Annotated in this window: 26 protein-coding genes and 1 tRNA gene; 20 read left to right on the top strand and 7 right to left on the bottom strand. The window is 65.8% G+C overall.

What is annotated here, in order from left to right; all coding sequences use genetic code 11:
• The first annotated feature begins 8 nt into the window (after positions 1 to 8).
• The 11 genes from NF551_RS06465 to NF551_RS06515 all read left to right on the top strand — a co-directional run bounded on the left by NF551_RS06465 (position 9) and on the right by NF551_RS06515 (position 10,714).
• Positions 9 to 1,412, top strand: a complete 1,404-nt coding sequence (locus NF551_RS06465) for a cation:dicarboxylate symporter family transporter (protein WP_227897202.1) — start codon at positions 9 to 11, stop codon at positions 1,410 to 1,412.
• Between the two features lie 499 nt (positions 1,413 to 1,911).
• A complete protein-coding gene (locus tag NF551_RS06470; protein ID WP_227897201.1) occupies positions 1,912 to 2,292 on the top strand; it encodes a VOC family protein in 381 nt (126 codons plus the stop codon).
• Positions 2,293 to 2,549: 257 nt separating this feature from the next.
• Positions 2,550 to 3,449 (top strand): ParA family protein, encoded by a 900-nt coding sequence (locus NF551_RS06475; protein WP_227897200.1) that lies wholly within the window; start codon positions 2,550 to 2,552, stop codon positions 3,447 to 3,449.
• A complete protein-coding gene (locus tag NF551_RS06480; RefSeq protein WP_423722320.1) occupies positions 3,427 to 4,332 on the top strand; it encodes a segregation and condensation protein A in 906 nt (301 codons plus the stop codon). The genes NF551_RS06475 and NF551_RS06480 overlap by 23 nt, the downstream gene beginning before the upstream one ends.
• A complete protein-coding gene (scpB, locus tag NF551_RS06485) occupies positions 4,313 to 4,954 on the top strand; it encodes an SMC-Scp complex subunit ScpB (protein ID WP_227897199.1) in 642 nt (213 codons plus the stop codon). Before NF551_RS06480 ends, scpB begins: the two co-directional genes overlap by 20 nt.
• Positions 4,955 to 4,978: 24 nt before the next feature.
• Positions 4,979 to 6,064 (top strand): pseudouridine synthase, encoded by a 1,086-nt coding sequence (locus NF551_RS06490; RefSeq protein WP_227897198.1) that lies wholly within the window; start codon positions 4,979 to 4,981, stop codon positions 6,062 to 6,064.
• 3 nt (positions 6,065 to 6,067) lie between these two features.
• The gene (locus NF551_RS06495; protein WP_227897197.1) at positions 6,068 to 7,177 is read left to right on the top strand and encodes a prephenate dehydrogenase; all 1,110 of its coding nucleotides are present in this window, start codon (positions 6,068 to 6,070) and stop codon (positions 7,175 to 7,177) included.
• Positions 7,174 to 7,875 carry a (d)CMP kinase gene (gene cmk / locus NF551_RS06500; protein ID WP_227897196.1) on the top strand — a complete coding sequence of 234 codons (702 nt, stop codon included), beginning with the start codon at positions 7,174 to 7,176 and terminating at the stop codon, positions 7,873 to 7,875. The genes NF551_RS06495 and cmk overlap by 4 nt, the downstream gene beginning before the upstream one ends.
• A 185-nt stretch (positions 7,876 to 8,060) precedes the next feature.
• Positions 8,061 to 9,599 (top strand): ribosome biogenesis GTPase Der, encoded by a 1,539-nt coding sequence (der, locus tag NF551_RS06505; protein ID WP_227897195.1) that lies wholly within the window; start codon positions 8,061 to 8,063, stop codon positions 9,597 to 9,599.
• 137 nt (positions 9,600 to 9,736) lie between these two features.
• Positions 9,737 to 9,810: transfer RNA gene (locus NF551_RS06510), tRNA-Pro, on the top strand.
• Positions 9,811 to 9,958: 148 nt separating this feature from the next.
• Positions 9,959 to 10,714: an SDR family oxidoreductase gene (locus tag NF551_RS06515; RefSeq protein ID WP_227897181.1), complete on the top strand. Its 756-nt coding sequence runs from the start codon at positions 9,959 to 9,961 to the stop codon at positions 10,712 to 10,714.
• A gap of 232 nt (positions 10,715 to 10,946) precedes the next feature.
• Here the strand turns inward: NF551_RS06515 and NF551_RS06520 are convergent, their stop codons facing one another.
• The gene (locus NF551_RS06520) at positions 10,947 to 12,077 is read right to left on the bottom strand and encodes an NAD(P)-binding domain-containing protein (protein WP_227897180.1); all 1,131 of its coding nucleotides are present in this window, start codon (positions 12,075 to 12,077) and stop codon (positions 10,947 to 10,949) included.
• Between the two features lie 91 nt (positions 12,078 to 12,168).
• The gene (locus NF551_RS06525; protein WP_227897179.1) at positions 12,169 to 12,642 is read right to left on the bottom strand and encodes a MarR family winged helix-turn-helix transcriptional regulator; all 474 of its coding nucleotides are present in this window, start codon (positions 12,640 to 12,642) and stop codon (positions 12,169 to 12,171) included.
• A 145-nt stretch (positions 12,643 to 12,787) separates the two neighbouring features.
• On the opposite strand from NF551_RS06525, the gene NF551_RS06530 reads away from it, so the two are divergent.
• The 3 genes from NF551_RS06530 (at position 12,788) to NF551_RS06540 (ending at position 14,391) form a co-directional block, all read left to right on the top strand.
• Entirely contained in the window at positions 12,788 to 13,168 is a 381-nt protein-coding gene (locus NF551_RS06530; protein ID WP_227897178.1) for a GNAT family N-acetyltransferase, read from the top strand.
• Positions 13,169 to 13,248: 80 nt separating this feature from the next.
• Positions 13,249 to 13,545, top strand: a complete 297-nt coding sequence (locus NF551_RS06535; RefSeq protein ID WP_227897177.1) for an STAS domain-containing protein — start codon at positions 13,249 to 13,251, stop codon at positions 13,543 to 13,545.
• Positions 13,546 to 13,587: 42 nt separating this feature from the next.
• Complete coding sequence (locus tag NF551_RS06540; protein WP_227897176.1) at positions 13,588 to 14,391, top strand: MerR family transcriptional regulator; 804 nt, start codon at positions 13,588 to 13,590, stop codon at positions 14,389 to 14,391.
• Here NF551_RS06540 and NF551_RS06545 read toward each other — a convergent pair.
• Positions 14,388 to 15,008, bottom strand: coding sequence for a hypothetical protein (locus tag NF551_RS06545; protein WP_227897175.1), 621 nt, complete (start codon positions 15,006 to 15,008; stop codon positions 14,388 to 14,390). The two genes, NF551_RS06540 and NF551_RS06545, sit on opposite strands and share 4 nt — an antisense overlap.
• A gap of 182 nt (positions 15,009 to 15,190) precedes the next feature.
• On the opposite strand from NF551_RS06545, the gene NF551_RS06550 reads away from it, so the two are divergent.
• Positions 15,191 to 15,751, top strand: coding sequence for a small multidrug efflux protein (locus NF551_RS06550; RefSeq protein ID WP_227897174.1), 561 nt, complete (start codon positions 15,191 to 15,193; stop codon positions 15,749 to 15,751).
• Here the strand turns inward: NF551_RS06550 and NF551_RS06555 are convergent.
• Positions 15,748 to 16,140, bottom strand: coding sequence for an alpha/beta fold hydrolase (locus NF551_RS06555; RefSeq protein WP_227897173.1), 393 nt, complete (start codon positions 16,138 to 16,140; stop codon positions 15,748 to 15,750). The two genes, NF551_RS06550 and NF551_RS06555, sit on opposite strands and share 4 nt — an antisense overlap.
• Positions 16,141 to 16,391: 251 nt before the next feature.
• Here NF551_RS06555 and NF551_RS06560 point away from each other — a divergent pair, with 251 nt between their 5' ends.
• The 4 genes from NF551_RS06560 to NF551_RS06575 all read left to right on the top strand — a co-directional run bounded on the left by NF551_RS06560 (position 16,392) and on the right by NF551_RS06575 (position 20,341).
• Positions 16,392 to 17,159 (top strand): SDR family NAD(P)-dependent oxidoreductase, encoded by a 768-nt coding sequence (locus NF551_RS06560; RefSeq protein WP_227897172.1) that lies wholly within the window; start codon positions 16,392 to 16,394, stop codon positions 17,157 to 17,159.
• 105 nt (positions 17,160 to 17,264) lie between these two features.
• Positions 17,265 to 18,341 (top strand): PQQ-dependent sugar dehydrogenase, encoded by a 1,077-nt coding sequence (locus NF551_RS06565; RefSeq protein ID WP_227897171.1) that lies wholly within the window; start codon positions 17,265 to 17,267, stop codon positions 18,339 to 18,341.
• An 81-nt stretch (positions 18,342 to 18,422) separates the two neighbouring features.
• The gene (locus NF551_RS06570) at positions 18,423 to 19,907 is read left to right on the top strand and encodes an FAD-dependent monooxygenase (protein ID WP_227897170.1); all 1,485 of its coding nucleotides are present in this window, start codon (positions 18,423 to 18,425) and stop codon (positions 19,905 to 19,907) included.
• A 50-nt stretch (positions 19,908 to 19,957) separates the two neighbouring features.
• Positions 19,958 to 20,341 carry a VOC family protein gene (locus NF551_RS06575; RefSeq protein WP_227897169.1) on the top strand — a complete coding sequence of 128 codons (384 nt, stop codon included), beginning with the start codon at positions 19,958 to 19,960 and terminating at the stop codon, positions 20,339 to 20,341.
• Positions 20,342 to 20,354: 13 nt separating this feature from the next.
• On the opposite strand, the gene NF551_RS06580 is transcribed toward NF551_RS06575, so the two are convergent.
• A complete protein-coding gene (locus NF551_RS06580; protein ID WP_227897168.1) occupies positions 20,355 to 20,897 on the bottom strand; it encodes a hypothetical protein in 543 nt (180 codons plus the stop codon).
• Between the two features lie 138 nt (positions 20,898 to 21,035).
• On the bottom strand, positions 21,036 to 22,127 hold the full coding sequence (locus NF551_RS06585) for a hypothetical protein (protein ID WP_227897167.1): 1,092 nt from the start codon (positions 22,125 to 22,127) through the stop codon (positions 21,036 to 21,038).
• 77 nt (positions 22,128 to 22,204) lie between these two features.
• Between NF551_RS06585 and NF551_RS06590 the strand changes: the two genes are divergently transcribed.
• Positions 22,205 to 22,795: a TetR/AcrR family transcriptional regulator gene (locus NF551_RS06590; RefSeq protein WP_227897166.1), complete on the top strand. Its 591-nt coding sequence runs from the start codon at positions 22,205 to 22,207 to the stop codon at positions 22,793 to 22,795.
• Positions 22,796 to 22,826: 31 nt separating this feature from the next.
• Here the strand turns inward: NF551_RS06590 and NF551_RS06595 are convergent, their stop codons facing one another.
• Complete coding sequence (locus NF551_RS06595) at positions 22,827 to 24,422, bottom strand: multicopper oxidase family protein (protein WP_227897165.1); 1,596 nt, start codon at positions 24,420 to 24,422, stop codon at positions 22,827 to 22,829.
• Between the last annotated feature and the right edge of the window lie 12 nt (positions 24,423 to 24,434).

The raw sequence follows: 24,434 nt of genomic DNA on the forward strand, positions 1-24,434 counted from the left end.
AGCATGCGATGGCCTCTGCCACGATACCCGGCGGCGAACAGCCCCCGGTTAAAGCCAAGAAGAAGGACAAGACCCACGTCCTCTACATAGCCGTGATCGCTGCCGTGGTACTTGGCGCAGTCATTGGCCTTGCAGCGCCCGAACTCGGCAAGTCCATGAAGCCGCTCGGCACGGCCTTCATTGGGCTGATCAAGATGATGATCGCCCCGGTGATTTTCTGCACCATCGTGCTGGGCATCGGCTCCATCGCCAAGGCGGCCACCGTGGGCAAGGTGGGCGGTCTGGCCCTGGGCTACTTCATCATCATGTCCACCTTCGCCCTGGCGATCGGCCTGGTAGTCGGCAACTTCATCCACCCCGGCGAAGGGCTGGACCTTGAAGCCAGCGGTGCGGCCGCACCTGCCGCTGCAGAGGAGGACGGCGGCACCGTCGGCTTCCTGCTCGGGATCATTCCCACGACCCTCCTGGCCTCGCTGACCGGGGAATCGATCCTGCAGACCCTCTTCGTGGCACTGCTCGTTGGCTTTGCGCTGCAGAAGATGGGCAAGGGCGGAGCTCCGATCCTCAAGGCCATCGGGTACGTCCAGGTGCTGGTCTTCCGCATCCTGATGATGATCATGTGGCTGGCTCCGATCGGCGCCTTCGGAGCGATTGCCGCCGTCGTCGGCGAAACGGGCGTGCAGGCCATCGTGAGCATGGCGACCTTGATGATTGCCTTCTACCTGACCTGCGTGCTGTTCATCGCAGTGATCCTGGGCGGCCTGATGAAGATCGTGACCGGCTTCAATATCTTCAAGCTCATGCGTTACCTGGGACGCGAATACCTGCTGATCTTCTCCACCTCGTCCTCCGAGGTGGCCCTGCCGCGGCTCATCGCGAAGATGGAGCACCTGGGTGTGTCCAAGCCCGTGGTCGGCGTCACCGTTCCCACCGGCTATTCCTTCAACCTTGACGGCACGGCCATCTACCTGACGATGGCAGCCCTGTTTGTCGCCTCCGCCATGGGCAAGCCGCTGGAACTCGGCGAGCAGATCTCCCTGCTGGTCTTCATGATCATTGCTTCCAAGGGTGCTGCGGGTGTTACCGGTGCAGGCCTCGCGACGCTGGCCGGCGGCCTGCAGTCCCACCGCCCGGACCTGATCGAAGGCGTTGGCCTGATCGTGGGCATCGACAGGTTCATGTCTGAGGCCCGTGCACTGACCAACTTCACCGGCAACGCCGTGGCCACCGTGCTGATCGGAACCTGGACCAAGGAGATCGACAAGGAGCAGGTCCGCCGCGTCCTGGACAAGGAACTGCCCTTCGATGAAGCGAGCATGAACGTCGATGCCGGTTCCGGTGAGCCGGAACCCACAGAGGTTTCCCGCGAGGTGGAAAGCTCCGTTCCGTCCACGGCCACGGGCCGCAGCTAGTTTCACCAGGCTGCTCCGCCAGCCGGAAAGGGCGCTCCCGCATGCTGCGGGAGCGCCCTTTCGTGTGTGTGCTGCCGGACGGCAGAGTGGTTAGGCGGGAGCCGGCGACGACGGCGCCGCGGCATCTTCGGGTTCCCTGCCGGCCAGGCGGTCCTCCCATGCCGCCATCACGTTAGTATCCGTGCGCGGGGTCAGGAGCGAGACGACGACGTAGCGTGGCCACGGACCCCGCCGCCATTGAGGCCGCTGCGCCGAAGCTCTGGGACAGGGATGAGTCAATGGGGATGCCGGATTGTGTCCGGACCGTCACTTTCTCCCAGGCCGCTTCGACCGCCCGCCCAGGGTGAAGCCGGTGCCGGAAAACTGCGCTGACTTCGGTAATCCCTATCCGCGGGTGGTGATCCGCGGGGAGAATGAAGGGATCAGCTGAACAACCCGCCCTGGAGGGGCGGCCCCAGCAGGAGCTGCGCCCCGGGGCACAAGCCAAGGAGGGGTTAAGTTGCTGAAGGAACAGGACATCATGGCGGTGCTCCCGGCCAGGGACGTTGCCCGGGCAAGGGACTTCTACGGGAACGTTCTTGGCCTGGACCCGCCGCTGGTCATGGACGAGGAGAACCTGATTTACCGCAGTGGAAACGGAACCTCATTCCTCGTCTACAAAACCGACAATGCCGGGAGTGCAAAAAACACCCAGATGGGCTGGGAAAGCTCGGATATTGAAGGTGATGTGGCTGCCCTGCGGGAACGCGGAGTCGTGTTCGAGGAATACGATTTTCCGGGCGTGGAGACCTCGGATGGCATTGCCTCAACCCCCGTCGGGAAAGCTGCGTGGTTCTTGGACAGTGAGGGCAACATCCTGAACCTCTTCCAGCGCGCGTAGGGGTTCCCCGGCACTCAATCAAACCCGCTCAATCACACCCGGAGGCACGGGCGGCCCCTGCGGCCGCACCAAGAGGGCAGAACGGTCCGTTTGAAACCAAACGGGCCGTTTTCGGCGTCATGCACCCAAGGTTCGAGTTAAGGTTGAGCGTCAAGGCTCGCTGGGCTACAGGGCACCGATTCGCGGGATAGCAGTTGCACAGTTGTAACCTTGGACAAGACAGCAGGACAGCTAGATACGGAAGCGTGGATTTATACGTGAGCAGCGAACAGGGTTCCACAACTCTGCAGGACGCAACGCAGGGCGCGGCCGATGAAGCCATGGGCCCCACGGGCCGTCCGCTGACGGAATTCCCCGAACCTCCGGTCCTGACATCCCACGGGCCCGCCCGCATCATCGCGATGGTCAACCAGAAGGGCGGCGTCGGCAAAACGACCTCGACCATCAATCTGGGTGCCGCACTCGCCGAAGCCGGCCGCAAGGTCCTGCTGGTCGACTTCGACCCGCAGGGCGCATTGTCCGCAGGCCTGGGAACCAACCCGCACGAGCTGGACGTCACCGTTTACAACGTCCTGATGGACCGCAAGGTCGACATCCGCGACGCGATCCAGGAAACGCACGTCGAGAACATCGACCTGCTGCCCGCCAACATCGACCTCTCCGCTGCCGAGGTCCAACTGGTAAACGAGGTAGCCCGCGAACAGGTGCTCGAACGCGCCCTGCGCCGGGTCTCGGATGACTACGACGTCATTCTCATCGACTGCCAGCCCTCCCTGGGCCTGCTGACCGTCAACGCGCTTACCGCAGCCCACGGCGTCATCATTCCGCTGATCTGCGAGTTCTTCGCCCTTCGCGCCGTCGCACTCCTGGTGGAAACCATCGAGAAGGTCCAGGACCGCCTCAACCCGGGCCTGCAGGTCGACGGCGTCCTGGCTACGATGTACGACGCGCGGACCCTCCACAGCCGGGAGGTCATCGGCCGCCTGGTCGAGGCCTTCGGCGACAAGGTTTTCGAGACCGTCATCAAGCGCACGATTAAGTTCGCCGACGCCACCGTCGCCGCCGAGCCGATCACCTCCTACGCCGGCAACCACGCCGGTGCCGAATCCTACCGCCGTCTCGCCAAGGAACTGATTGCCCGCGGCGGCGCTCCCTAGCCTGGCGGCGGACGCAGGTCCGGGCGACGCGGGGGAGCCGGAGGCAGCGGCCGGTGGATTCCAGGTCCGGCTGGAGAACTTCCGCGGACCCTTCGACGTCCTGCTGGGCCTGATCTCCAAGCACGAACTGGACATCACCGAGATTGCCCTGGCCACGGTCACGGATGAATTCATTGCCTACATCCGCGCCCTCACGGAGTCCGGACAGGGATGGGCACTGGATGAAGCCAGCGAGTTCCTGGTCATTGCCGCCACCCTGCTGGACCTGAAGGCCGCAAAGCTGCTCCCGGCCGGAGACGTGGAGGACGACGAGGACATCGCCCTGCTCGAAGCACGGGACTTGCTCTTCGCCCGCCTGCTGCAGTACCGCGCCTTCAAGCAGATGGCTTCCCTGATGGGCACCCGCCTGGCCGAGGAAGGCCTGCGTTTTCCCCGTGACACAGCGCTTGAACCGCATCTGGCAGCCATGCTGCCGGAGCTGGCCTGGCGCAGCAGTCCGGAGGAATTCGCCGCCCTGGCGGTCAAGGCGCTGGAACCCAAGCCGGGTCCTCCGACGGAAGTGGGGCTTGCCCACCTCCACGCGCCTCGGGTGAGCGTCCGGGAACAGGCCCGGATCATCAGCGGCCGGCTGCAGGAGCGCAGTCCGCTCACGTTCAGTGAGCTCACCGCCGATGCCACTGCGCTGGAAACAGTTGCCCGGTTCCTGGCACTGCTTGAAATGTTCCGAGACGGCGTGCTGGCCTTCGACCAGCCCGAACCGCTGGGAGAGCTGCGGGTCGCCTGGACCGGCGCCGGCGACGGCGACGGCACAGCAGCCGGCTGGTCGGCAGAGGATCTGACCGAAGAATACGACGAGGAGACCCATGCAGCGGCTCACCCCTGAGGACGCAGTCCCGGCAAGCGGCACCCTGGCGTCCCGTCCCGGCGGGGTCAAGGCCGCGGCCGAGGCGGTGCTGATGGTGATCAACGAACCCATCACGGCCGCGGAGCTGGCCGAAGCGCTCGGAGTGGAGCCGGCCGAAGCCGAACAAACGCTTGCCGATCTGCGCCAGGAGTATGACGGCTATACTGGGGACGGACCCGTTGGCCCGTCTGCACCGCAACCGCGTGGATTCGAGCTCCGGGAAGTTGCAGGCGGCTGGCGCATCTACTCCCGTCCCGCCTTCGCCGACGTCGTTGGGCAGTTTGTACTCGAGGGACAAAGTGCCCGGCTTTCTCAGGCGGCGCTGGAGACTCTGGCGGTAATTGCCTACCGCCAGCCGGTGTCGCGGAGCAGGGTCTCTGCCATCCGTGGAGTCAATGTCGATTCCGTGGTCCGCACGCTGCTGCAGCGCGGGCTTGTCGCGGAATCCGGAACGGAACCCGAAACCGGTTCGCTGCTCTACAGCACGACTCCGTACTTCCTGGAAAAGCTGGGGCTCGGCAGCTTGGAGGAGCTGCCGCAGATTGCTCCCCACCTGCCCGGGCTGGAAAACCTCGCAGAATTTGAAGAAACTACTTATTAACCGCTACACCCGAAGGACTTCTCAATGACACAGGCACCCCGTTCCGGATCAGGCCGCAACACCCCGCGCGGAGGCGGCGCCGAAGGCGGCCGCGGCTTCGGCAAGGGCTCCAAGCCGGCCGGCGGACGCACGGGGGGTCCCAAGTCCTCTTCCTCCGGCGCACCCAAATCCGGCGCCCCGAAGGCGGGCGGCTACAAGTCCGGCGCCCCGAAGTCGGGCGGTTTCAAGCCCGGCGGCCCCAAGACCGGCGCCCCGAAGGGCAAGGGCGGTTCCGAGCGTGCTTTCCGCAACGAGCGTTTCGGCAACAACCTGGGCCCGGTCACCAAGCGGACGCACACCCGCCGTCCGGGCAAGCCCGTAGTCTCCGACCACCACGATCCCGAGGGAATCCGCCTGCAGAAGGTCATGGCCAGCGCCGGCGTGGCGTCCCGCCGGGTGTGCGAGGAAATGATCCAGGAAGGCCGCGTAGAGGTCGACGGCGAGGTCGTCACGGAGCTCGGTGTCCGCGTCGATCCCAAGACGGTGTCCATCCATGTGGACGGCATGAGCCTGCAGCTGGATGACACCCAGAAGTACTACGTCTTCAATAAGCCCCGCGGCGTGATCTCCACCATGGAGGACCCCGAAGGCCGTCCCTGCATCAGCGATTACCTCAAGAGCACGAACAAGCACGAGCGGCTGTTCCATGTTGGGCGCCTGGACAACAACACCGAGGGCCTGCTGCTGCTGACCAACGACGGTGAGCTGGCCAACCGCCTCACGCACCCCTCCTACGAGGTTCCCAAGACCTACCTGGTCCAGGTGCGCGGTCCCATGGCCCACGGCGTCGGCGCCCAGATGCGCGAAGGCCTCGAACTCGAGGACGGCTTCGCCAAGGTCGATTCCTTCCGCCTGGTGGACTCCACGCCCGGACACATCCTGGTCGAGGTTGTCCTGCACTCCGGCCGCAACCGCATTGTCCGCCGGATGTTCGACGCCGTCGGCCACCCGGTGGAGCGCCTGGTGCGCACCCAGATGGGACCGATCCGCCTCAACGACCAGCGCCAGGGCAGCATCCGCGTCCTCGGCCGCCACGAAGTGGGCCACCTGCTGGCTTCCGTAGGGCTGTAGCCCGTGACGGTACTGGCCAACGGGGGTACACACCTGTCCGGACCGGTCCTGGTGATCGGCACCGGGCTGCTTGGTGCCAGCATCGGGCTGGGCCTGCGGGCCCGGGGCATCGACGTCGCACTTTCGGACATCTCTCCCTCCACCGAAGCAGTGGCACGGGACATCGGTGCCGGCCGCCGGCTTGCCGAAGCCGAGGCCGGATTCGCTCCCCAGCTCGTGGTCGTTGCCGCGCCGCCGGACGTTACCGCCTCCCTGGTGGCGCAGGCCCTGGAAGACTGGCCCTCCGCCGTCGTCGTGGACATTGCCAGCGTCAAGGCCGCCGTGCTTGCCGACCTGCAGGAATCCGGCGCCGACCTGTCCCGCTACGTGGGTACGCACCCGATGGCCGGGCGGGAGAAGTCCGGTCCGGTGGCAGCGCTGGGTGATCTTTTTATGTCGATGCCGTGGGTCATCTGCGCGGGGGAGCACAGCTCCCCGGACGCAGTGAAGGTGGCCGAAGCCCTCGCTATCGACCTCGGTGCCGTGGTGTCCCGGATGAGCGCGGAGGACCACGACCAGTCCGTAGCGTTGATTTCCCATCTGCCGCAGGTGATGTCCTCACTGGTGGCCAGCCGTCTGCAGGAGACTCCGCCGGCAGCCCTCGCGCTGGCGGGCAACGGGCTGCGTGACGTAACCCGGATCGCCGCGAGCGACCCCAAGCTCTGGGTGCAGATCCTCAGCGGCAACGCGCCGCGTCTGGTGAACATCCTGCACGGCGTCCGCGAGGACCTGAACCGGCTCATCAACACGCTGGAAAACCCGACGGCCGACGGCGCGCGCCTGGACATGGCGCAGCTGATCTCCGAAGGCAATACCGGTCAGGCGCGGATTCCGGGCAAGCACGGCACCCCGCCGCAGTCCTTCGTCAGCTTCACCGTGCTGGTGGATGACACACCCGGCCAGATCGCGCGCCTGCTCACCGAAATCGGGGAGATCGGCGTCAACCTGGAAGACCTGCGCCTGGAGCATGCCTCCGGCCGCGAGGTGGGACGGGCCGAAATCTCGGTTCTTCCGAGCAAGATGCACGGGCTGGTCAGCGCACTGACCGCCCGCGGCTGGAAGGTAGTGGAGTGAACGCACAGCAGAACCCGGCACAGTTCCGGCTGGGCAAGCCGCTGGTGGTGGCGATCGACGGACCTTCGGGCTCGGGCAAGTCCAGCATCAGCCGGGAAGTTGCGCGCCGGCTGCGTGCCAACTACCTGGACACCGGCGCCATGTACCGGGCAGTCACCATCGCCTGCATGCGGGCCGGCATCGACCTGACCGACGCCGTGGCCGTGGAAGCCGCCACCCGCAATGCGGACATTGAGCTGAGCACGTCACCGGACGCAGAATGGGTGCTCGTTGGGGGAGAGGACGTCACCCAGGCGATCCGTGAACCGGAGGTTTCCTCCAACGTCTCCGCCGTGGCCACCACCCTTGGTGCCCGGGCCGAGCTGGTGCGCCGCCAGCAGCAGCTGATTAAGGACTCCGGACTGCGGATCGTAGCCGAAGGACGGGACATCACCACGGTGGTGGCTCCCACTGCCGAAGTCCGGATCCTGCTTACCGCGTCCGAGGAGGCACGCCTGCGCCGGCGCGGTGTGCAGCTGGGCGGCTCGCAGAGCGCCGCGGCGCTGCGCGAACAGGTCCTGACGCGCGACGTGAAGGATTCCACCGTGGTCAATTTCCAGCAGGCGGCCGACGGCGTGGTGACGGTCGATTCCTCCGACCTGGACTTCGAAGAAACGGTCCAGGCGGTCCTGGACGTGGTTTTCGCCAGTACGCACTAACCACGGGCTGCACGTGCTGCGCCGGGGTCCCAATGGGGTCCCGGCGCCTTGCCGTGTTTCAATGGACTGGTGGCGGCACGGAATAATTCCGTGTCCGGCCCCCAAAAAACTTACCCGGGCTGAACGTCCGGAGACGGCCGGGCGCACCTGCGCTGACGGGCTCAACGGAAAGAAAGCAATAGTTTATGAACGCCAACCCGACCTTTGACGGCGAAGAGTACATCCCGGCAGGCGAGGACCAGATCGACGAGCGCCTTGCCGCCCTTGACGACGACGAAGCCAACCTGCGCGCCGAAACCCTGCGCGCCGGGCTGTCCGACTATGAGCTCGACGAGGAAGACGCCGCACTGCTCTCAGGCGGCTTCGATGAGTTCGACGAAGATGCTCCGGTCCTGCTTGACCCGGTCGTTGCGATCGTCGGCCGTCCCAACGTCGGCAAGTCCACCCTGGTGAACCGTATCCTTGGCCGCCGCGAAGCCGTGGTGGAAGACACCCCCGGCGTCACCCGTGACCGCGTGTCCTACCCGGCGACCTGGAACGGCGTGAACTTCACACTCGTGGACACCGGCGGCTGGGAGCACGATGCCCGCGGTATCCACGCCCGCGTCGCTGATCAGGCAGAAATCGCCGTCGACGTCGCTGACGCCGTGATGCTGGTGGTCGACGCGACCGTGGGCATCACCGCCACGGACGAAGCCGTGGTGCGCATGCTGCGCAGCAAGGGCAAGCCGGTCATCGTCGTTGCCAACAAGGTCGATGACATCCAGAACGAAGCCGACGCTTCGGTGCTGTGGGGCCTGGGCTTCGGTGAGCCGTACCCCGTCTCGGCGCTGCACGGCCGCGGCACCGGTGACATGCTCGACGCCGTCCTTGAGGTGCTGCCCGAGTACTCCGCCTACGGTGGACTGGAGTCCAGCGGCGGACCGCGCCGCATCGCGCTGATCGGCCGTCCGAACGTGGGCAAGTCCTCGCTGCTGAACAAGCTGGTTGGCAGCGAGCGTGTGGTCGTTGACGACACCGCCGGCACCACCCGTGACCCCGTTGACGAACTGATCGAACTCGGCGGGCGCACTTGGCGATTCGTTGACACCGCAGGCATCCGCCGCCGCCAGCACATGGCCCAGGGCGCCGACTTTTACGCGTCCCTGCGCACGCAGGCCGCGCTCGAGAAGGCCGAGGTCGCCGTCGTGCTTCTGGCCGTCGACGAGGTCCTCTCCGAGCAGGATGTGCGCATCCTGCAGCTGGCGATCGACTCGGGCCGTGCACTGGTCCTGGCGTTCAACAAGTGGGACCTGCTCGACGACGAACGCCGCCGCTACCTGCAGATCGAAATCGAGCGGGACCTGGCCCACGTTGAGTGGGCGCCGAGCGTCAACATCTCCGCCAAGACCGGCTGGCACAAGGACAAGCTGGTTCCGGCCCTTGACCTGGCCCTGGAGAACTGGGACAAGCGCATTCCCACCGGCAAGCTCAATGCGTTCCTGGGCGAGCTCGTGGCCGCGCACCCGCACCCGGTGCGCGGCGGCAAGCAGCCCCGCATCCTCTTCGGCACGCAGGCCTCCTCGCGTCCGCCGAAGTTCGTCCTCTTCACCACCGGGTTCCTGGATCCGGGCTACCGCCGCTTCATCACCCGGCGCCTGCGTGAGACCTTCGGTTTCGAAGGCACGCCGATCGAGGTCTCCATGCGCGTCCGCGAGAAGCGCGGCAAGACCAGCAAACGCTAGCTCTTCCAGCACGGCGGGCGGCCCCGGGGCCACTGTGAACCCCGGGGCCGCCGCCGATGCGGGAAAAACGCTGGAGATGCTGTAGAGTATTTGAGTTGGTTCGGCCGGAAACAAACCGGCTCAACGGATCAGCGGAACGGGTTGTGGCGCAGCTTGGTAGCGCACTTGACTGGGGGTCAAGGGGTCGCAGGTTCAAATCCTGTCAACCCGACAGACAAAGCTCCGGCGGACAGTATGTCCGCCGGAGCTTTTTTGCGTCTGATGGATGCGCAGGGGCTGTTGGCGGGGAGATTAGTGGATACACCGTCCATTTAGTGAATGATGTACCTATCGTTCACGGGCCCCGACAGGAGTACGGCATGGCTGAAGGCAGCACCACTTCGGATTCCCAACCACGGACAGCACTTGTAACCGGCGGATCGGGGGGTATAGGCCGAGCCATCGCCCGGCGTCTGTCCGCGGACGGATTCTCCGTGGCCGTTCACTATATGGGAAACGCCGACAAAGCCGCTGAAGTCGTCCGCGAAATCACCGGCACCGGTGGGCAGGCGATTGCCGTCAGCGGCGACGTCGCCGACGAAGCGGCCATGGTCCGGCTCTTTGACGAGGTGGAGGCTGCCTTCGGGGGCATCGACGTCGTTATTAACACCGCCGGCGTTATGGTCCTTTCGACGGTCGTGGACCTGGATTTGGATGAGCTGGACCGGATGCACCGCACCAACATCCGCGGAAGCTTCGTGGTGTCCCAGCTCGCTGCGCAGCGGCTGCGCAGCGGCGGGGCGCTGGTGAACGTCTCAACCAGCCAGACCCGGATGCAACACCCAACCTACGCGCCCTACGCCGCCAGCAAAGCCGCCGTTGAGGCGCTCACCCCCGTCCTGGCACGGGAACTCCGCGGCCGTGACATCACCGTGAATGCGATAGCGCCCGGCCCAACAGCTACTCCGCTGTTTCTGAACGGAAAGGACCAGGAGGCCATCGACCGCCTGGCCCAGCTCGCTCCGCTTGAACGGCTCGGCACTCCGGAGGACATCGCGGAAGTTGCGGCCTTCCTTGCCGGGCCCTCCCGCTGGATCAACGGGCAGGTCATCTATCCCAACGGCGGACTCGCCTGAGCTGTGCCGGGTTGACCCTGTTCGGGGAACAGGGTGTTGGCTTAGCCCGCCGGGCAGAAACTCCTCTCGCTGCCGGTTGTCCGCACAAACGGCAGCCGGGCCAGCTTCGATGTGGACGTCCGGCATCCGCCACCACACCGCTGCGCTGCCGATAGGACACCCACTCATAAACCCCAGCCAGCCACTGCCCGTGAAGCAGTGCACTAACACTAGCTTCCTCTAAGCGCCGGGGTCAGGCGGGCAGCAGGCTTGAGGTCAGGGTCCGGACAGCCTCCCTCCCGGCACGGTTCGCGCCAACTGTCGACTGCGAGGGCCCGAATCCGATCAGGTGAACCCGCGGATCAGCAGCGGCCACCGTGCCATGGACCTCGATCCCGTCGCGTTCGTTGCGCAGCCGGAGCGGGTCAAGATGGCTCAGCGAAGCCTTGAACCCGGTGGCCCACAGGATCGCATCGACGCGGGTCAGCGATCCGTCGGCCTCCCGGATACCGTCCGGCTCGATGGCCGTGAACATCGGCCTCCGCTGCAGCGCTCCGCGCTCCTTCGCCGCCAGGGCATAGGGTGTCCACAGCAGTCCCGTGTAGGAGACCACGCTGCCGGTGGGGTTGCCGGCCTCCACATCGGCAGCCACCCGGGCTACCACGTCCTTCCCGACGTCCGGAGTGAACGGCTCGTCGCGGAAAACCGGTTCCCGCCGGGTGTACCAGAAGACCTCGGCCACCCGGGAAATCTCCTCCAGCTGCTGAATGGCGGAAATCCCGCCTCCGACGACGGCGACGCGTTTTCCGGCAAACTCCTTCAACGAGGCGTAGTCCCGGGTGTGGAGCTGGCGTCCGGCAAAGCTCTCCCGTCCCGGGTAGTCGGGCAGGGTGGGGTTGTCCCAGGTTCCGGTGGCGTTGATGACCGCCCGCGCGGTCCACGTCCCGGCGTCGGACTCTATGAGCAGTTCACCGTCGGGATCATCATCCGCGGGGGATACGGAAAGCACTTGCACGGGGCGCAGGATCGGAAGCTGCATGTGTTCCTCGAACGCTGTGAAGTAGGCAGGCACGGCGATGCGGGCCGGTGTGCCGGGGTCAGGAGGGCTCTGCCGGAACCCCGGGAGGTCGAAGATGCCGTTGACGGTGGCCATGGTGAGGGATTCCCAGCGGTGCAGCCAGGCTCCGCCGGGAGCCGTTCCGGCGTCGAGCATCACGAAGCTTCTCTCGGCATCGCCGGCGGCCAGGGCGCTTGTGAAACCGCGCCGGCTCAGGTGGTAGCCGGCTGAAAGTCCTGCCTGGCCGGCACCGATGACAACGACGCCGGCCCGGCGGACCGGGTGGTCCCGCGTATCGGTGCCGTGCTGCTGCGGAGCGGTATGCATCCCGGGGCCTCCTGGGCTATGAGTATCACTGCGTAAATGCCTGGATGCATGGGTTCATTCCCTTCGTAGGGCTGCCGGGCTTCGGCAGCCGTCAGCGTGCCGGCATTCCTAAATGGGTGCGCAGTGCCGCAGCAGCGTCCTCCAAATTGGCGAGCTGCTCCGGCGTAAACGCGTCGATAAAGATCTCTTTGATGGCACCGAGGTGGGGGAGGGTGCTGCCCCGAAAGGCGCGGGCACCCTCGTCGGTAAGAACGACGAGTGAGCCGCGCGCATCCTCCGGGCTCGGTTCACGGCGCAGCAGGCCTCGTTTCTCCATTCGGCCCAGCTGGCCGGAGAGCCGGCTGCGCTCCCACTCCAGATGGGCGGCGAGCCGCGACGAACGCATAGCCTTCCCCTCTGCCTCGCTGAGGGCGAGCAAGACCCGGTAATCGCCGTCGGAAAGCTGGGAGTCCCGGCGCAGTCTGGACTCGATACGGGAGCGGGCGGTCTCGAAGGATTCGATATGCGCCCTCCAGACAGCGAATTCCACGCTTGTGGGCAGGTGCCGAGGCTTGGCCGCCTTCATCAGAACCTCCTAAGTAGTTGACATGTGAATCATATCCGCGATGATTCATATGTCAACTACATTCCGAAGAGCTACCGCGTGCTGTGTTCTGGAACCGGTTTTCCCGGCCCGCAAACAGCAGCAGCCCGCAGCAAAGGACAGTCCCATGACGCAGGAACTCACTGACAGCACCGGAGTATCAGTAACCGTCACCGTCGCACCAGCGGGGCTTTTGGGGGCCTACATTGTGTCCGTGGACGGAGTACATGCGGGAAGAGCCGACTTCATTGATCCTCCCGGGCCGGAGGATGAACGCATCGTTTTCCATACCGAGGTGGATGAACAGTTCGCAGGACGCGGCCTGGCCGGGCTGCTCCTTGGCGAGGTGCTCATGGATATCACCCGCCGGAATCTCACCCTTGTGCCCGTGTGCCCGTTGTTCGGGCGCCATTTGAAGAAACACGGCGACGAGTTCCGGGCCGGCGGCGGGATGTTCCGCCTGCCGAGACCCGCAGACTTCGCCGCAGTCACCAGGGCCGGTTCGTGACCTGCGGTTCACGAACGTTCTTGAAGGAGGGCGAGCGGTAAAGCGTTCAGTCGTGCACGACTACCTGACGGAAGTGTGGGGTGCCCTGGCCGGGGACGACTCATATCCGCGAGTTCGTGGAAGGTGACATCGGCGAGAGCAGGGTGGTACTGGACTTTGCCCTGGTTTCCTCGCTCGACGACGTGGCACGGCGTATGCTCTTGGAACTCGCCAGAAGGCTCACGCTGGAGGGCCGCGGCGTCTATTTTGTGGATCCGGAATTGACCATTCCGGATCCTGACCGCGGCGACGGCATCCTGGTCCCCGTCATCGCGGATGCTGAACACGTCCTCCGAGGCGGTCCGGGAGGACAACCGGGTACCGCAGCGGCTCCGTAGACTCTCCTTTGGGGGAATCCCTGGGGCGGAAAGGAGCTTGAGATGCCGTGGAGCACGCGTGAACTGGCTGACCTGGCGGGTACGACGGTGAACACCGTCCGCCACTACCACCGGCTGGGCCTCCTCGCGGAACCTGACCGCCGCTACAACGGCTACAAGCAGTACGAGGTGCGGCATCTGGTGAGCCTGCTGCGTATCCGGCGGCTCGCCGTCCTGGGCATTCCGCTCTCACAAATGCGCGAAGTCAGCTCGGGAGGGGGAGGCACCCCCGATGTGCTGCGGGACGTAGACGCCGAGCTCCAGCTGCGCATCGAGTCCCTGCAGGAAGCGCGCGCGCACATTGCCGCGATCCTCCAGCACCAGGCGCCGGCGGACGTGCCTGCAGGCTTCGAAGCCGTCGCCTCCCGCCTGTCGGAGAATGACCGCTCAATCGTCCACATCATGAGCCAGCTCTACGATGAAGACGCGCTGGCGGACATTCGGGAAATGACTGCAGACGAGACCGATGACACCGGTCCGGACATCGACAACCTGCCCCCGGACGCCGATGAGCAGACCCGCGAGGAACTGGCCCGGAGGGTGGCGGCGATCATTGTGAAGCACCTCGCCGCGTATCCATGGCTGAGTGATCCTGCCGCCCACCTGCCCAGGGGAACCCAAATCAGCACCCAGGCGTTCGGGGATGCCCTGACCGAGCTCTACAACGAAGCACAGCTGGACGTACTCTTCCGCGCGAACGTGATGGCCGGCGAACTGCTCGCCAGCGTGCAGGATCACAGCGCTGCGCAGGAGCACATCGAGGTGCAGGATCAGCGCGCCGAAGGGCCTGGTGCCCGTACCAGCTAACCGCCGTCGCTAAGGAGGCCTCCGTCCAGCAGCCAGTTATAGCGCAGCCTCAGTGCCCGCTCGGTGCTGGCGGCCACGCCCGCCAGGAAGAGCGATGTGTTAGCCCACGCTGGCAGTAAGAACGGGCTGGCAAACGTGCCGATGCTTTCCGCGACCGGCGGGATCGATGTGACCGACTCCAGAAGCTGCGGCACCCCGAGGACAAGGCTTACGAGGAGCACTGTCGCGGACGCCAGCCCAAGGAGCCGGCTCAGAGCAGGCCGCGTTTGGTCCAGATGCGCACGCCGCCCCTCCGCCGAGGACATATCAGGGGTGAGCTGCTGCACGGTGCCGTCATGGGCTAGGTAGTCGGCCTGCCTCACGCCGTACATGCTCACAGCCACGCGGATGGTCCCTCCCGGGAGGGGAAAGCTGGCCGGAGGCTTGACGCGGGCCATCTGCAGGCCGTCGCGGTAGAGGTTCACGTACACCTCGTCATCTTCATCGCCTCCGTGCCGCACATCGACGGACCACGTCTCCGCCTGGTCCATGAGCCGAAGGTGGAACAGCGAACGGGAGAACGCCTGCCACCACCGGAAAGGCTGCAGCGCGGGGGCGCTGCCTGGTTTCACTTGCATGTCCGGCCTTTCGAACCGTGTCCGCCCCGGATAGGCGGCCCTGGTTCGAACCATCGGACACTATGTTCCCGGAACAGGGTCAACCCCCGGAATATGGGGGTTGACCCTGTTCCGGGAACAGGGTTTCTACTGTCTCCAACCCGAGGGACAGGCCCTCGGCGGGAAGACTAGGAACAGGACAGATGAACCCCATCCAGGAACTCGTCCACAACTTTCAGGAGCTTCTAGGCCAGGTGCCTGAGTTCCTTCAACCCATTATTCTGATGCTCGCAGCGACCATCCCCTTCCTCGAAAATGAAGCCGGCGTGGTGATCGGCATCGTCGGCGGACTGAATCCCGTCCTTGCGGCCGTCGCGGCTGCTATCGGCAACTTTGCCAGCGTCCTGCTCGTGGTGATGCTTACCTCCGGGGCGCGGACCGCCGTTACCAACCGCGTCGACGCCCGGGAGGCGGAAGCGGTCGCGGCAGGCGGCAGTGCAGCGACACTCGTCGCGGCCCGTCCTGCCCGACCGGAGTCAAAGGGACGCATCCGCTTCAAGCGGTGGCTTGTCCGCTTCGGTGTTCCCGGAGCAAGCATCCTGGGTCCGCTGGCCATCCCCACCCAGTTCACCGCGTCGATCCTTGTGGCCGGCGGTACCTCCCGCCGGTGGGTTCTGCTGTGGCAAGGCGTGGCGATTCTTCTCTGGACCACCATCTCAACCATTCTCGTCTGGAGTGCGCTTAGGTTCGTCGTCGGGGTCTAGGAGCCCAGGGCCGCCATATCCCCGGCTACCGCGTCCATCCGTTCCTCGAACTGGTGTCCGCCGGTCTCGTGGCGGCGGATCACTGCATCGGGCAGCAGCCTTTCGTAACTGTCCAGGTGCTCGAAGGGAACCGTGCCGTCGTCGCGGCAGTGGTGCAGGAATACCGGCAGGCCAGGGGGCAGCGTGAAGTCCGCGGGCAGCGCATACTTGGCCTGCCAGTCCTCCTGCCCCCAGAACGGCGTGGCCAGCAGCACCATCCCCCGGGGCAGCGGTTCCGGGGCAGAAGCGGCAAGTCGCAGCAGCGCCATGGAAGAACGAAAGGAGTGGCCCACTATGACTGTTTCCTCTCCCATCGGCTCCAGGGAGTTCCCCGGCGATCGGCTGATCATCTCTCCACCCGCCTGCTCCGTGCAGGAAGAGAACCTCCACGGGTACCACCTGCTTCCTGTGAGTCCGGGATGTTCTTCCACTGTGCCGCAGCTGCCGGACCGGAAACAGATGGGACAAAATGGCCTGGTTCGGTTCCAGGCAGGGCTGCACGCGCCGATCCAGCTGACGGCGGGGATGCCGCACTGCTAGCGTTTCCCCACCGGCAGGAGTTCTCCGGCCGGTTTCCTCCCTGCACCAACAGGAGCCCAGGATGCCCGCAGAAACGCTGAACGTGATCATCCACGGTGCCGGGGGAGCGATTGGCGGGGCCGTGGCACAGGAATTCGCCCGGCAGGGTGCGAAACTCTACCTCGCCGGCCACCGTGAACCATCAGTGCATGCCACGGCCGAAAAGGTTCGGGCACTGGGAGCCGAAGTGCACGTCAGCGGCGGTGTGGATGCCTACAGTCCCGTGGAGGTGGATGCCCACACCAACGCGGTGGCGGACCTCGCCGGGCGGATCGATGTTCTGCTGAATGCCGTTGAGATTCCGCGGGTCCAGGGTATCCCGCTGCTGGAGATGGACGCTGACGACGTCGTGGCTCCCGCCGCCGGATGGCTGCGCACCCAGTTCCTCACCGCACGGTCCGCGGCCCGGTACATGGTGCCCCAGGGCAGCGGAACCATCCTGATGCTTTCGGCGTCACCGGCGCGGCTTGCCCTTGCCGGAGTTGGCGGGTTCTCCGCCGCCTGCGCCGCGGTAGAGGGGCTGACGCGAACGCTCGCGGCGGAAACCGGTGCAGCCGGTGTCCGGACCGTGTGCCTGCGTCCGCACCGGATTCGCGAGACCATCGGGGCCACTCCAGACCTGCCCATGGAGCTGGAGGAGTTCACCCGCTTCCTTGAATCCCTCACCACCAGCGGCACCCTTCCCACACTCTGCGACGTGGCACGGGCCGCCGTCTTCCTTGCCGCCGGAGGAGCGGCCAGTATGAACGGCACGGTGCTGAACCTGACCGGCGGCATGAGCCCGGATTAGGGTGAGTCCCCGGCACGGCCGCACATGGCGGGTGTCCTTGGTGCCTAAGGCGGCTTCCGGGCAGAACTGGTACCTTCGCAGGCAGATACCAACCTAGGAGCTGTCATGGGTTCCCCGCTGTCCCGGACACGGAAGACCGCGCTGGCTGCCGCCGTCGTACTGGTGCTTTCCGGCTGCAGCGGCATTGGCGCTGACCAGCCCAGCCAGGCCGCGCCCACGGTCCCCATGGCCGGTCTTTCCGAACCGGAGACGCTGACCACCGGTCTCCAGGCGCCGTGGTCCGTGGCGTTCCACGGAGACACCGCACTGGTCAACGAGCGGGACACCGGCCGGATCCTGGAACTGGATGCCGCAGGAAACCAGCGCGAAGCCGGCCTGATCGAGGCCGGCGGCGGTGGAGAGGGCGGCCTGCTGGGCCTGGCCGTGCAGGACGGCAACCTTTACAGCTACCTCACCACGGAAGACGGGAACCGGATTGAACGCCGCGAAATCACCGGCTCACCGGGTTCCCTGTCCCTCGCGGAACCCGAGACCATCCTGGAAGGCATTCCCTCCGGGCCCGTCCACAACGGAGGCAGGATCGCCTTCGGCCCGGACGGCATGCTCTACGCCACAGCGGGCGACGCCGGCAGCCGGGACAGCGCCCAGGACACCGGTTCGCTGGGCGGAAAGATCCTGCGGCTGATGCCCGACGGCAGCGCTCCCGCAGACAATCCGTTCCCGGGATCTCCGGTGTACAGCTACGGGCACCGAAACCCGCAGGGCATTGCCTGGGACGGTGATGGAACGCTCTATGCCAGCGAATTCGGACAGAACACCTGGGACGAACTGAATGTCATTGAACGAGGAGGAAACTATGGCTGGCCGGTCACCGAGGGGGTCGCGGACCGGGAGGGGTTCATCGACCCTGTGCAGCAGTGGGAGCCCGGTGCCGCCAGTCCCAGCGGCGTTGCGGTACTGGAGAACTCCCTGTTCATCGCCAACCTCCGGGGCGAACGCCTCCGGGAGGTGCCGCTGGACGATCTGGGCAGCGCCGTCGAACACGTCTCCGGCGAGGGCAGGCTTCGCGATGCAGTATCTGCGCCGGACGGCAGTCTCTGGGTCCTGACGGGCAACACGGACGGGCGGGGAAATCCGGGAGCGGAGGATGACCGGATTTTGCGCCTGGAACTTCAACGCTGAACCGCTGCCCTCAACATTTCGCCGACGCGGACGTACGCTTCATCGAGAACACAGCTGCCAGCAATTTGCGAGGGGAGATCCGTGCCCGAAGTCATCGTTGCCGGAGCCGGGCCAACCGGGATTTTCCTGGCCAGCGAACTGCGCCTGCACGGCGTGGATGTGCTGGTCCTGGACAGGGCCCCGGAGCCGACCAGCATTGTCCGCGCCCTGGGCCTGCACTCACGCAGCATCGAGATCATGGACCAGCGCGGACTGGGCGAGCACTTCGCTGCTGCCGGCACGCGGCATCCGCTCGACGGGTTCTTTGCAGGCATTCTCCGCACGGCGCCGGACCTGGACACGACACATCCGTACGTGCTGGGGATCCCGCAGACCGAGACCGAGGCCGTGCTGACCCGCCGAGCCCTCGAACTTGGCGTTGACATCCGCCGGGGACATGAACTTACCGGCCTCATGCAGGACGACGCCGGCATCCTGGTCACTCTGGCAGACGGGAGTGAGGTCCGCGGGCGCTATCTGGTGGGATGTGACGGGGGCCGCAGCACCGTTCGGTCCCTGGCGGGGATCGGGTTCCCGGGGGAACCAAGCAGGAGGGAATTCCTGCTGGCCGAGGTGGACCTCACGGCGGCACCGGAAGAGGTGGCCGCCGTGTCAGCGCGGGTTCGTGAGACCCACCGTGACTTCGGTGCAGGACCCGTGGAAGGCGGTGTCTTCCGAGTGGTGGTTCCCGCGGACGGCGTGGCTGAAGACCGCACCGTTCCGCCTGACCTTCGGGAACTGAAACGGCAGCTGAATACCTACGCCGGCACGGATTTTGGTGCACATTCACCCCGCTGGATCTCCCGGTTCGGTGATGCAACGCGGCTGGCTGACGCCTACCGGGCCGGCAGGGTGTTCCTGGCCGGCGACGCCGCGCACGTCCACCCGCCCTTCGGCGGCCAGGGACTGAACCTTGGCCTTCAGGACGCCCTGAACCTGGGCTGGAAACTTGCCGCAGCCGTGAACGGATGGGCGCCGGAAAAACTCCTGGACACGTACTTCACCGAAAGGCATCCGGTGGCAGCCGACGTCCTGAACACCGCCCGTGCCCAGTCCGAACTGGCTTCGACGGAACCGGGACCGCAGGCCGTGCGGAAGCTGCTCACGGAGCTGATGGAGTTAGATGCCGTGAACCGGCGCCTGATCGGCAAGATCACGTCCTTGGACATCCGGTACGACTTCGGACCCGGCCCCGACCTGCTTGGGCGCCGGCAGCGGGATGTCCGGCTGGGGCAGGGGACACTCTATGCGCGGATGCATACCGGGCGCGGAGTCCTCCTGGACCGGACCGGAGAGCTGCTGCTTGAAGGCTGGGAAGACCGGGTGGACCAGTTCATTGAACCCGGCTCCGATCCGCAGACACCCTCGCTGCTGCTGCGTCCGGACGGGCACATCGCCTGGCTGGAGGGCGAACCCGACGACGGCGGGACCTCCGCCGGGAGTCAGGCAGACCTGGTCGAAGCTCTGGAAACCTGGTTCGGTCCGCCGAGCCTGCCGAGCCTGGTGAAGCTGGCCGACGTGAACTGAATGGCCGGACAGCTGCCAGCGGCTGCCGGGAGGCGAAAGGAGAGCTAACAGTGGATGACGGCATACTCGCGTTTGGGATCTCCCTCAACGTTCCCGACCCGGGAGCCTCAGCTGGCTTCCTTACGGAGCACTTCGGTTTCCGTCCCGAAATGCAGGACGAGGGGTTCATTTCCCTGAAACATCCCGACGGCGGGCCGAACATCGTCTTCCTGCGCACCGGTCTCCCGACCTTCAAACCTGCAGAGATCGCAGGACGTGCCGGGGACGGCCTCCTGCTGGTGCTGGTAGTCGGGGACCTGGATGAGCGCCACGCGCATCTGGCTGCTGCCGGCGCCGACGTCGTTACCCCGCCGGAGACCGAGCCGTGGGGCGAACGCTATGCCCAGTACCGGGATCCGAACGGCCTGATCATCCAGCTCGTGCAGTGGGTCTGACCGGACCGGGAGACTAAGCCCCTGCCTTGATCTCGGCGCGCACACCACGCAGCCAGGACCGGCGGATGATCCCGCTGCCGGCCCGGATCACCAGCCAGTACAGCTGGAACTGCAGGCGTGCCCGGCGGCCCAGGGGCAGCACCCGGGTCTCGGTGCTAAGGGTCTGCCCGTCCACCGAGAAGTTGATGGCAGCCTTGACCAGACCGGGTCCGCGAAGCGAGCGGAAACCTGAAACGGCGTCGTCCCCCAGTGCCGGAATCTCCCGCTGGCGCAGGCTCACAACGCCGCCAATAACCAGCTCGGCCGGGGAACGGTACAGGACCGTGTACGGTCCGGAGAGCAGCGCGGTGAGCACGCGCCCGTCTGCGGGGTAGCGCCGGGTGCCCAGCCCGACCATTCGCAGGATGCCGCGGAACACAGGCACCCTGTTCCAGGTCAGCTGTTCCACCACGTCCATCACATTGGCATCCGTGGCGGGAATCCGGAGCTGGTGCACCTCGCGGTGTTTCCAGTCCGGCATCGCCTGCTCCAGCACCGTCGGGGTGTTTTCAGCCACCGCAGGCCCCTTTGTTCACCGGGATCAGGGTCAAAGCCCCTCTGTCCTTAACTTTTCCCCGTTCGCGGCCGTGCCACCAGTGCCGCCCGGGGAATCAGTTCCGGTGCCAGGTATCCGGGGCTCCCGACACTTGCCGGCTTACTTCAGCCGGAACACCTCGACGATGTGCGGCGTATCGATCAGGGTGTGAGGGGCAAAGGCGTGGTACGCCCAGACATGGACCCAGGCATTGCCCGTCCTCAGTGTCAGGAAACTCTTGAGCATTCCCGGACCCAGGTATGTGAAGATGAGGAAAATGACCGACAGGACGGTGGATTCAGGGGACGTGAAGACTGCCCATGCGTCCCAGAAGTGTAGTCCGGCGTAGGTCAGCCCACCCAGCAGTACTGTGGCAACGGCCGAACCGGTGAGGCGCAGGATCCGGGGCAGCAGGATCGCGTAGATGAAAACCATCGCAGGGAGCACGGCGCCGGCCATATAGAGGAAGAAGGTCAGGGCAGCGCCGGGCAGGAGCTGATTCAGCGGCAAACCGAGGCTGGCTGGTTGCAGGTAAACGATCTGGAAACAGGTCTCCAGCCCCAGCACCACGAGGATCACCAGCAGATCGTTCCGCGGCGCTGTCGACTTCAATCCCAAGGCGGTGGCAGAGTAGCGGCGCCTGAAATACAGCAGGGGAATGACGGCGTAAACCACCAGGTTGTAGCCAGCCCAGGTCAGCACCTCGCCGGGAGCCAGCTGGTCATGTGTTCCGAATATGGTTCCGGCGAGGTGGAGGCCGAAAGGATGCCAGCCGAAGGCCTGGGCCAGGACGTAGCCGCCCACCATGCCAAGGAGCCCATAGCTGAACAGGCCAAGGGTCTCCCGCAGGGCCTGCCTGCGTTCAGGTGCCCGGGCCGCCAGGTTGGGGTCGGGCCGGTGGCGCGTCAGCAGGTACACCACTCCCATAAGCAGCAGGATCTGTGCCAGTGCAATGTTGACCTCGGCCAGGATCTCGAGGCTTGACTGGCCGGCACGCGCTGGCCAGTCGAACGGCAGCCGGGAGGGGGAGGCAAGGACAACCCACAGGTTGGATGCGGCCCAGCCTGCGGCCGCTGCCCACAACCACCGGGACCGCAGCAGGCGGTGGGGTTGCCTTCTCCTGGGAGGTGCCGTTCCGGGCGTCTCGACGCGCAGGGGCTCAGCAGCTTCGGCGTTCGTGCGCGGGGAATTCTCTTCAGTGCCGTGATTCATCGCTCCTCCAACAGGTGAGGATTTAGCACGCTCGTGATATATACCATAGGCTAACACGGCTGTGCTATAAAAGATCCATGCCCAAGGTGGTCGATCGGGATCAACGTCGTCTGGAGCTGGCCCGAGCGGCTTGGCGGGTCATCCGGCGCGACGGCATCGAGCGCGCCTCAGTCCGGGAAGTGGCGCGGGAGGCAGGCCTCTCCACCGGATCTCTTCGGCACTACTTCGGCACTCAGTCGGAGCTGCTGATCTTTGCCATGCGCAATGTGATGGAGCAGGTTGAACGCAGGGCTGCAGCTGTCCAGCGCCCGAACGATCCGCTGGCGGCGGCAAAGCTGGTGCTCGCGGAGCTCTTGCCCCTCGATGACGAACGACGGGCAGAAAATGAGGTCTGGGTGGCCTTTATGGCCCGCGCGATGGTGGACCCTCCGCTTGGGTCACTGCGCGACGAGGCCTACGACCGTCTCCGAGAAGCGTGTGCCCGGTGGGTCTCAGCACTTCTTCCCGGCGGCAGCGAGGCTCAGCTGCAGCTCGAATCAGAACGTTTGTTTGCCCTCATCGATGGGCTGGCACTCCATGCGGCCATGCGTCCGGCCAGTGCCACTGCCGCCCGCCTGTCCGCAGTGATGTTCCATCACCTGGAGCAGATCGCAGGCCGCCGGCACTGAACCGCTTGGTGGTTCCCGGGCTGCCCGGGAGTCAGTGCTGGTGCCCTGTGTCCGGGACCTCGGATTCCGGGTGCCCGCCGCCGTCGTCGTCCGGAGCCGCTCCCTGCCCGTGCCCGTCTCCGCCCTGTCCGCTACCGCCCTGTCCCGGGCCGGTGACCACAAACTGTCCCATCAGGCCCTGGTCCTCGTGGAGCAGCAGATGGCAGTGGAACATGTAGGGGGAGTCCGGATCGGCATAGTCCTCGAACCGCATGATCAGCCGGTAGGTGCGGTTCGGTTCCAGATACACGGTGTCCTTGCGTCCACGGAGCTCCGGTGGAGGGGCAGCGCCGTCAATGTCCAGTACCTGGAACTGGACGTCGTGCACGTGCCAGTTGTGCGGTACGCCATGGGTGTTGGTCACCTCCCAGATCTCCGTGCTGCCGAGTTCGGGGGCGGCGTCGATCCGGTTCATGTCCATGCTGCGTCCGTTGATCTGCCGGTCCTGGACCTCAAAGCTGCGGGTGACGGAGGCCTCGGATGCAACCGGCCCCGCGGCGCCGTCGCTCAGGCGCACGGGCAGCGGAGGGGAGGTCTGCAGCTGGTCGGCAGCGCGCAGAAGCAGGACATCGAACCGGTCACGGGCACCGAAAGCGGAGGGCACCAGGACATCGCCGAGGTCGGGCGGGAAGGACGTCAGCATGGTCTGCTCACCCGGGACCATCGGAACGACGATCTCGGCGCGCTCGCCGGGGGAGAGACGCACACGGGTGGTTTGGAGCGGCTCAGCCAGCAATCCGCCGTCGGTGGCGATCTGGTCGAAGCGCCGGTCATCGTCGAAACCGAAGTCATAGGTGCGGGCGGTCGAACCGTTCAGCAGCCGCAGGCGCACGAGTTCAGTGCCCACCTCCTGTACCGCTCCGGCGACGCCGTTGGCCAGGACCGTATCTCCAAGCAGTCCCAGCTCGTTGCCCTGGGAATCCTGAACCAGTCCGCCCCCGCTGTCGAACCGCTTGTCCTGGACAATGACGGGAATATCGTCCTCTCCGTAGTCCTTAGGCAGGTCCAGCTGACGGGACCGTGCATCGTCGAGGATGAACATTCCGGCCAGCCCCCGGTAGACATGCTTCTCCGTCTGGCCGTGCGGATGCGGGTGGTACCAGAGTGTTGCAGCCTGCTGGTCGATTTGCCATTCCGGACGCCACGAGCCGCCGGGAGCAACGGGTTGATGCGGACCGCCGTCCATGGCTGCGGGAAGATGCATGCCATGCCAGTGCACGGTGGTTGGTTCGGAGAGGGAGTTCCGGACCTCGACGGCGACCTGCTCGCCTTCCTCGGCGCGCAGCGTCGGTCCCAGCACATCACCGTTGAACCCCCACGTGGGGGTCTGGAGGCCGGGGACGAGTTCACTGGACCCTTCCTGAGCATCTAGCTGGAACACCCGCGTGCCGTCGACCACCTGGGAATCCGCGAGGGGCGGAATGGGCAGCCGGCGGTCGAAGGGGAACGTGGTCTGTTCCATGGGCTCAGTGGCAGGGACACACCCGGAGACGGCAAAGAGGGCCAGTATCGCGGCGATCAGGACCCGCCGCAGCGCGGTCCGGCGGGTCCGGCGGGATTCGGGCTGGGAGCTGGGTGAAGGGTCCATGCCCGAAACCGT

It is taken from the genome of Arthrobacter caoxuetaonis, assembly GCF_023921125.1.
GTDB lineage: Bacteria > Actinomycetota > Actinomycetes > Actinomycetales > Micrococcaceae > Arthrobacter_B > Arthrobacter_B caoxuetaonis.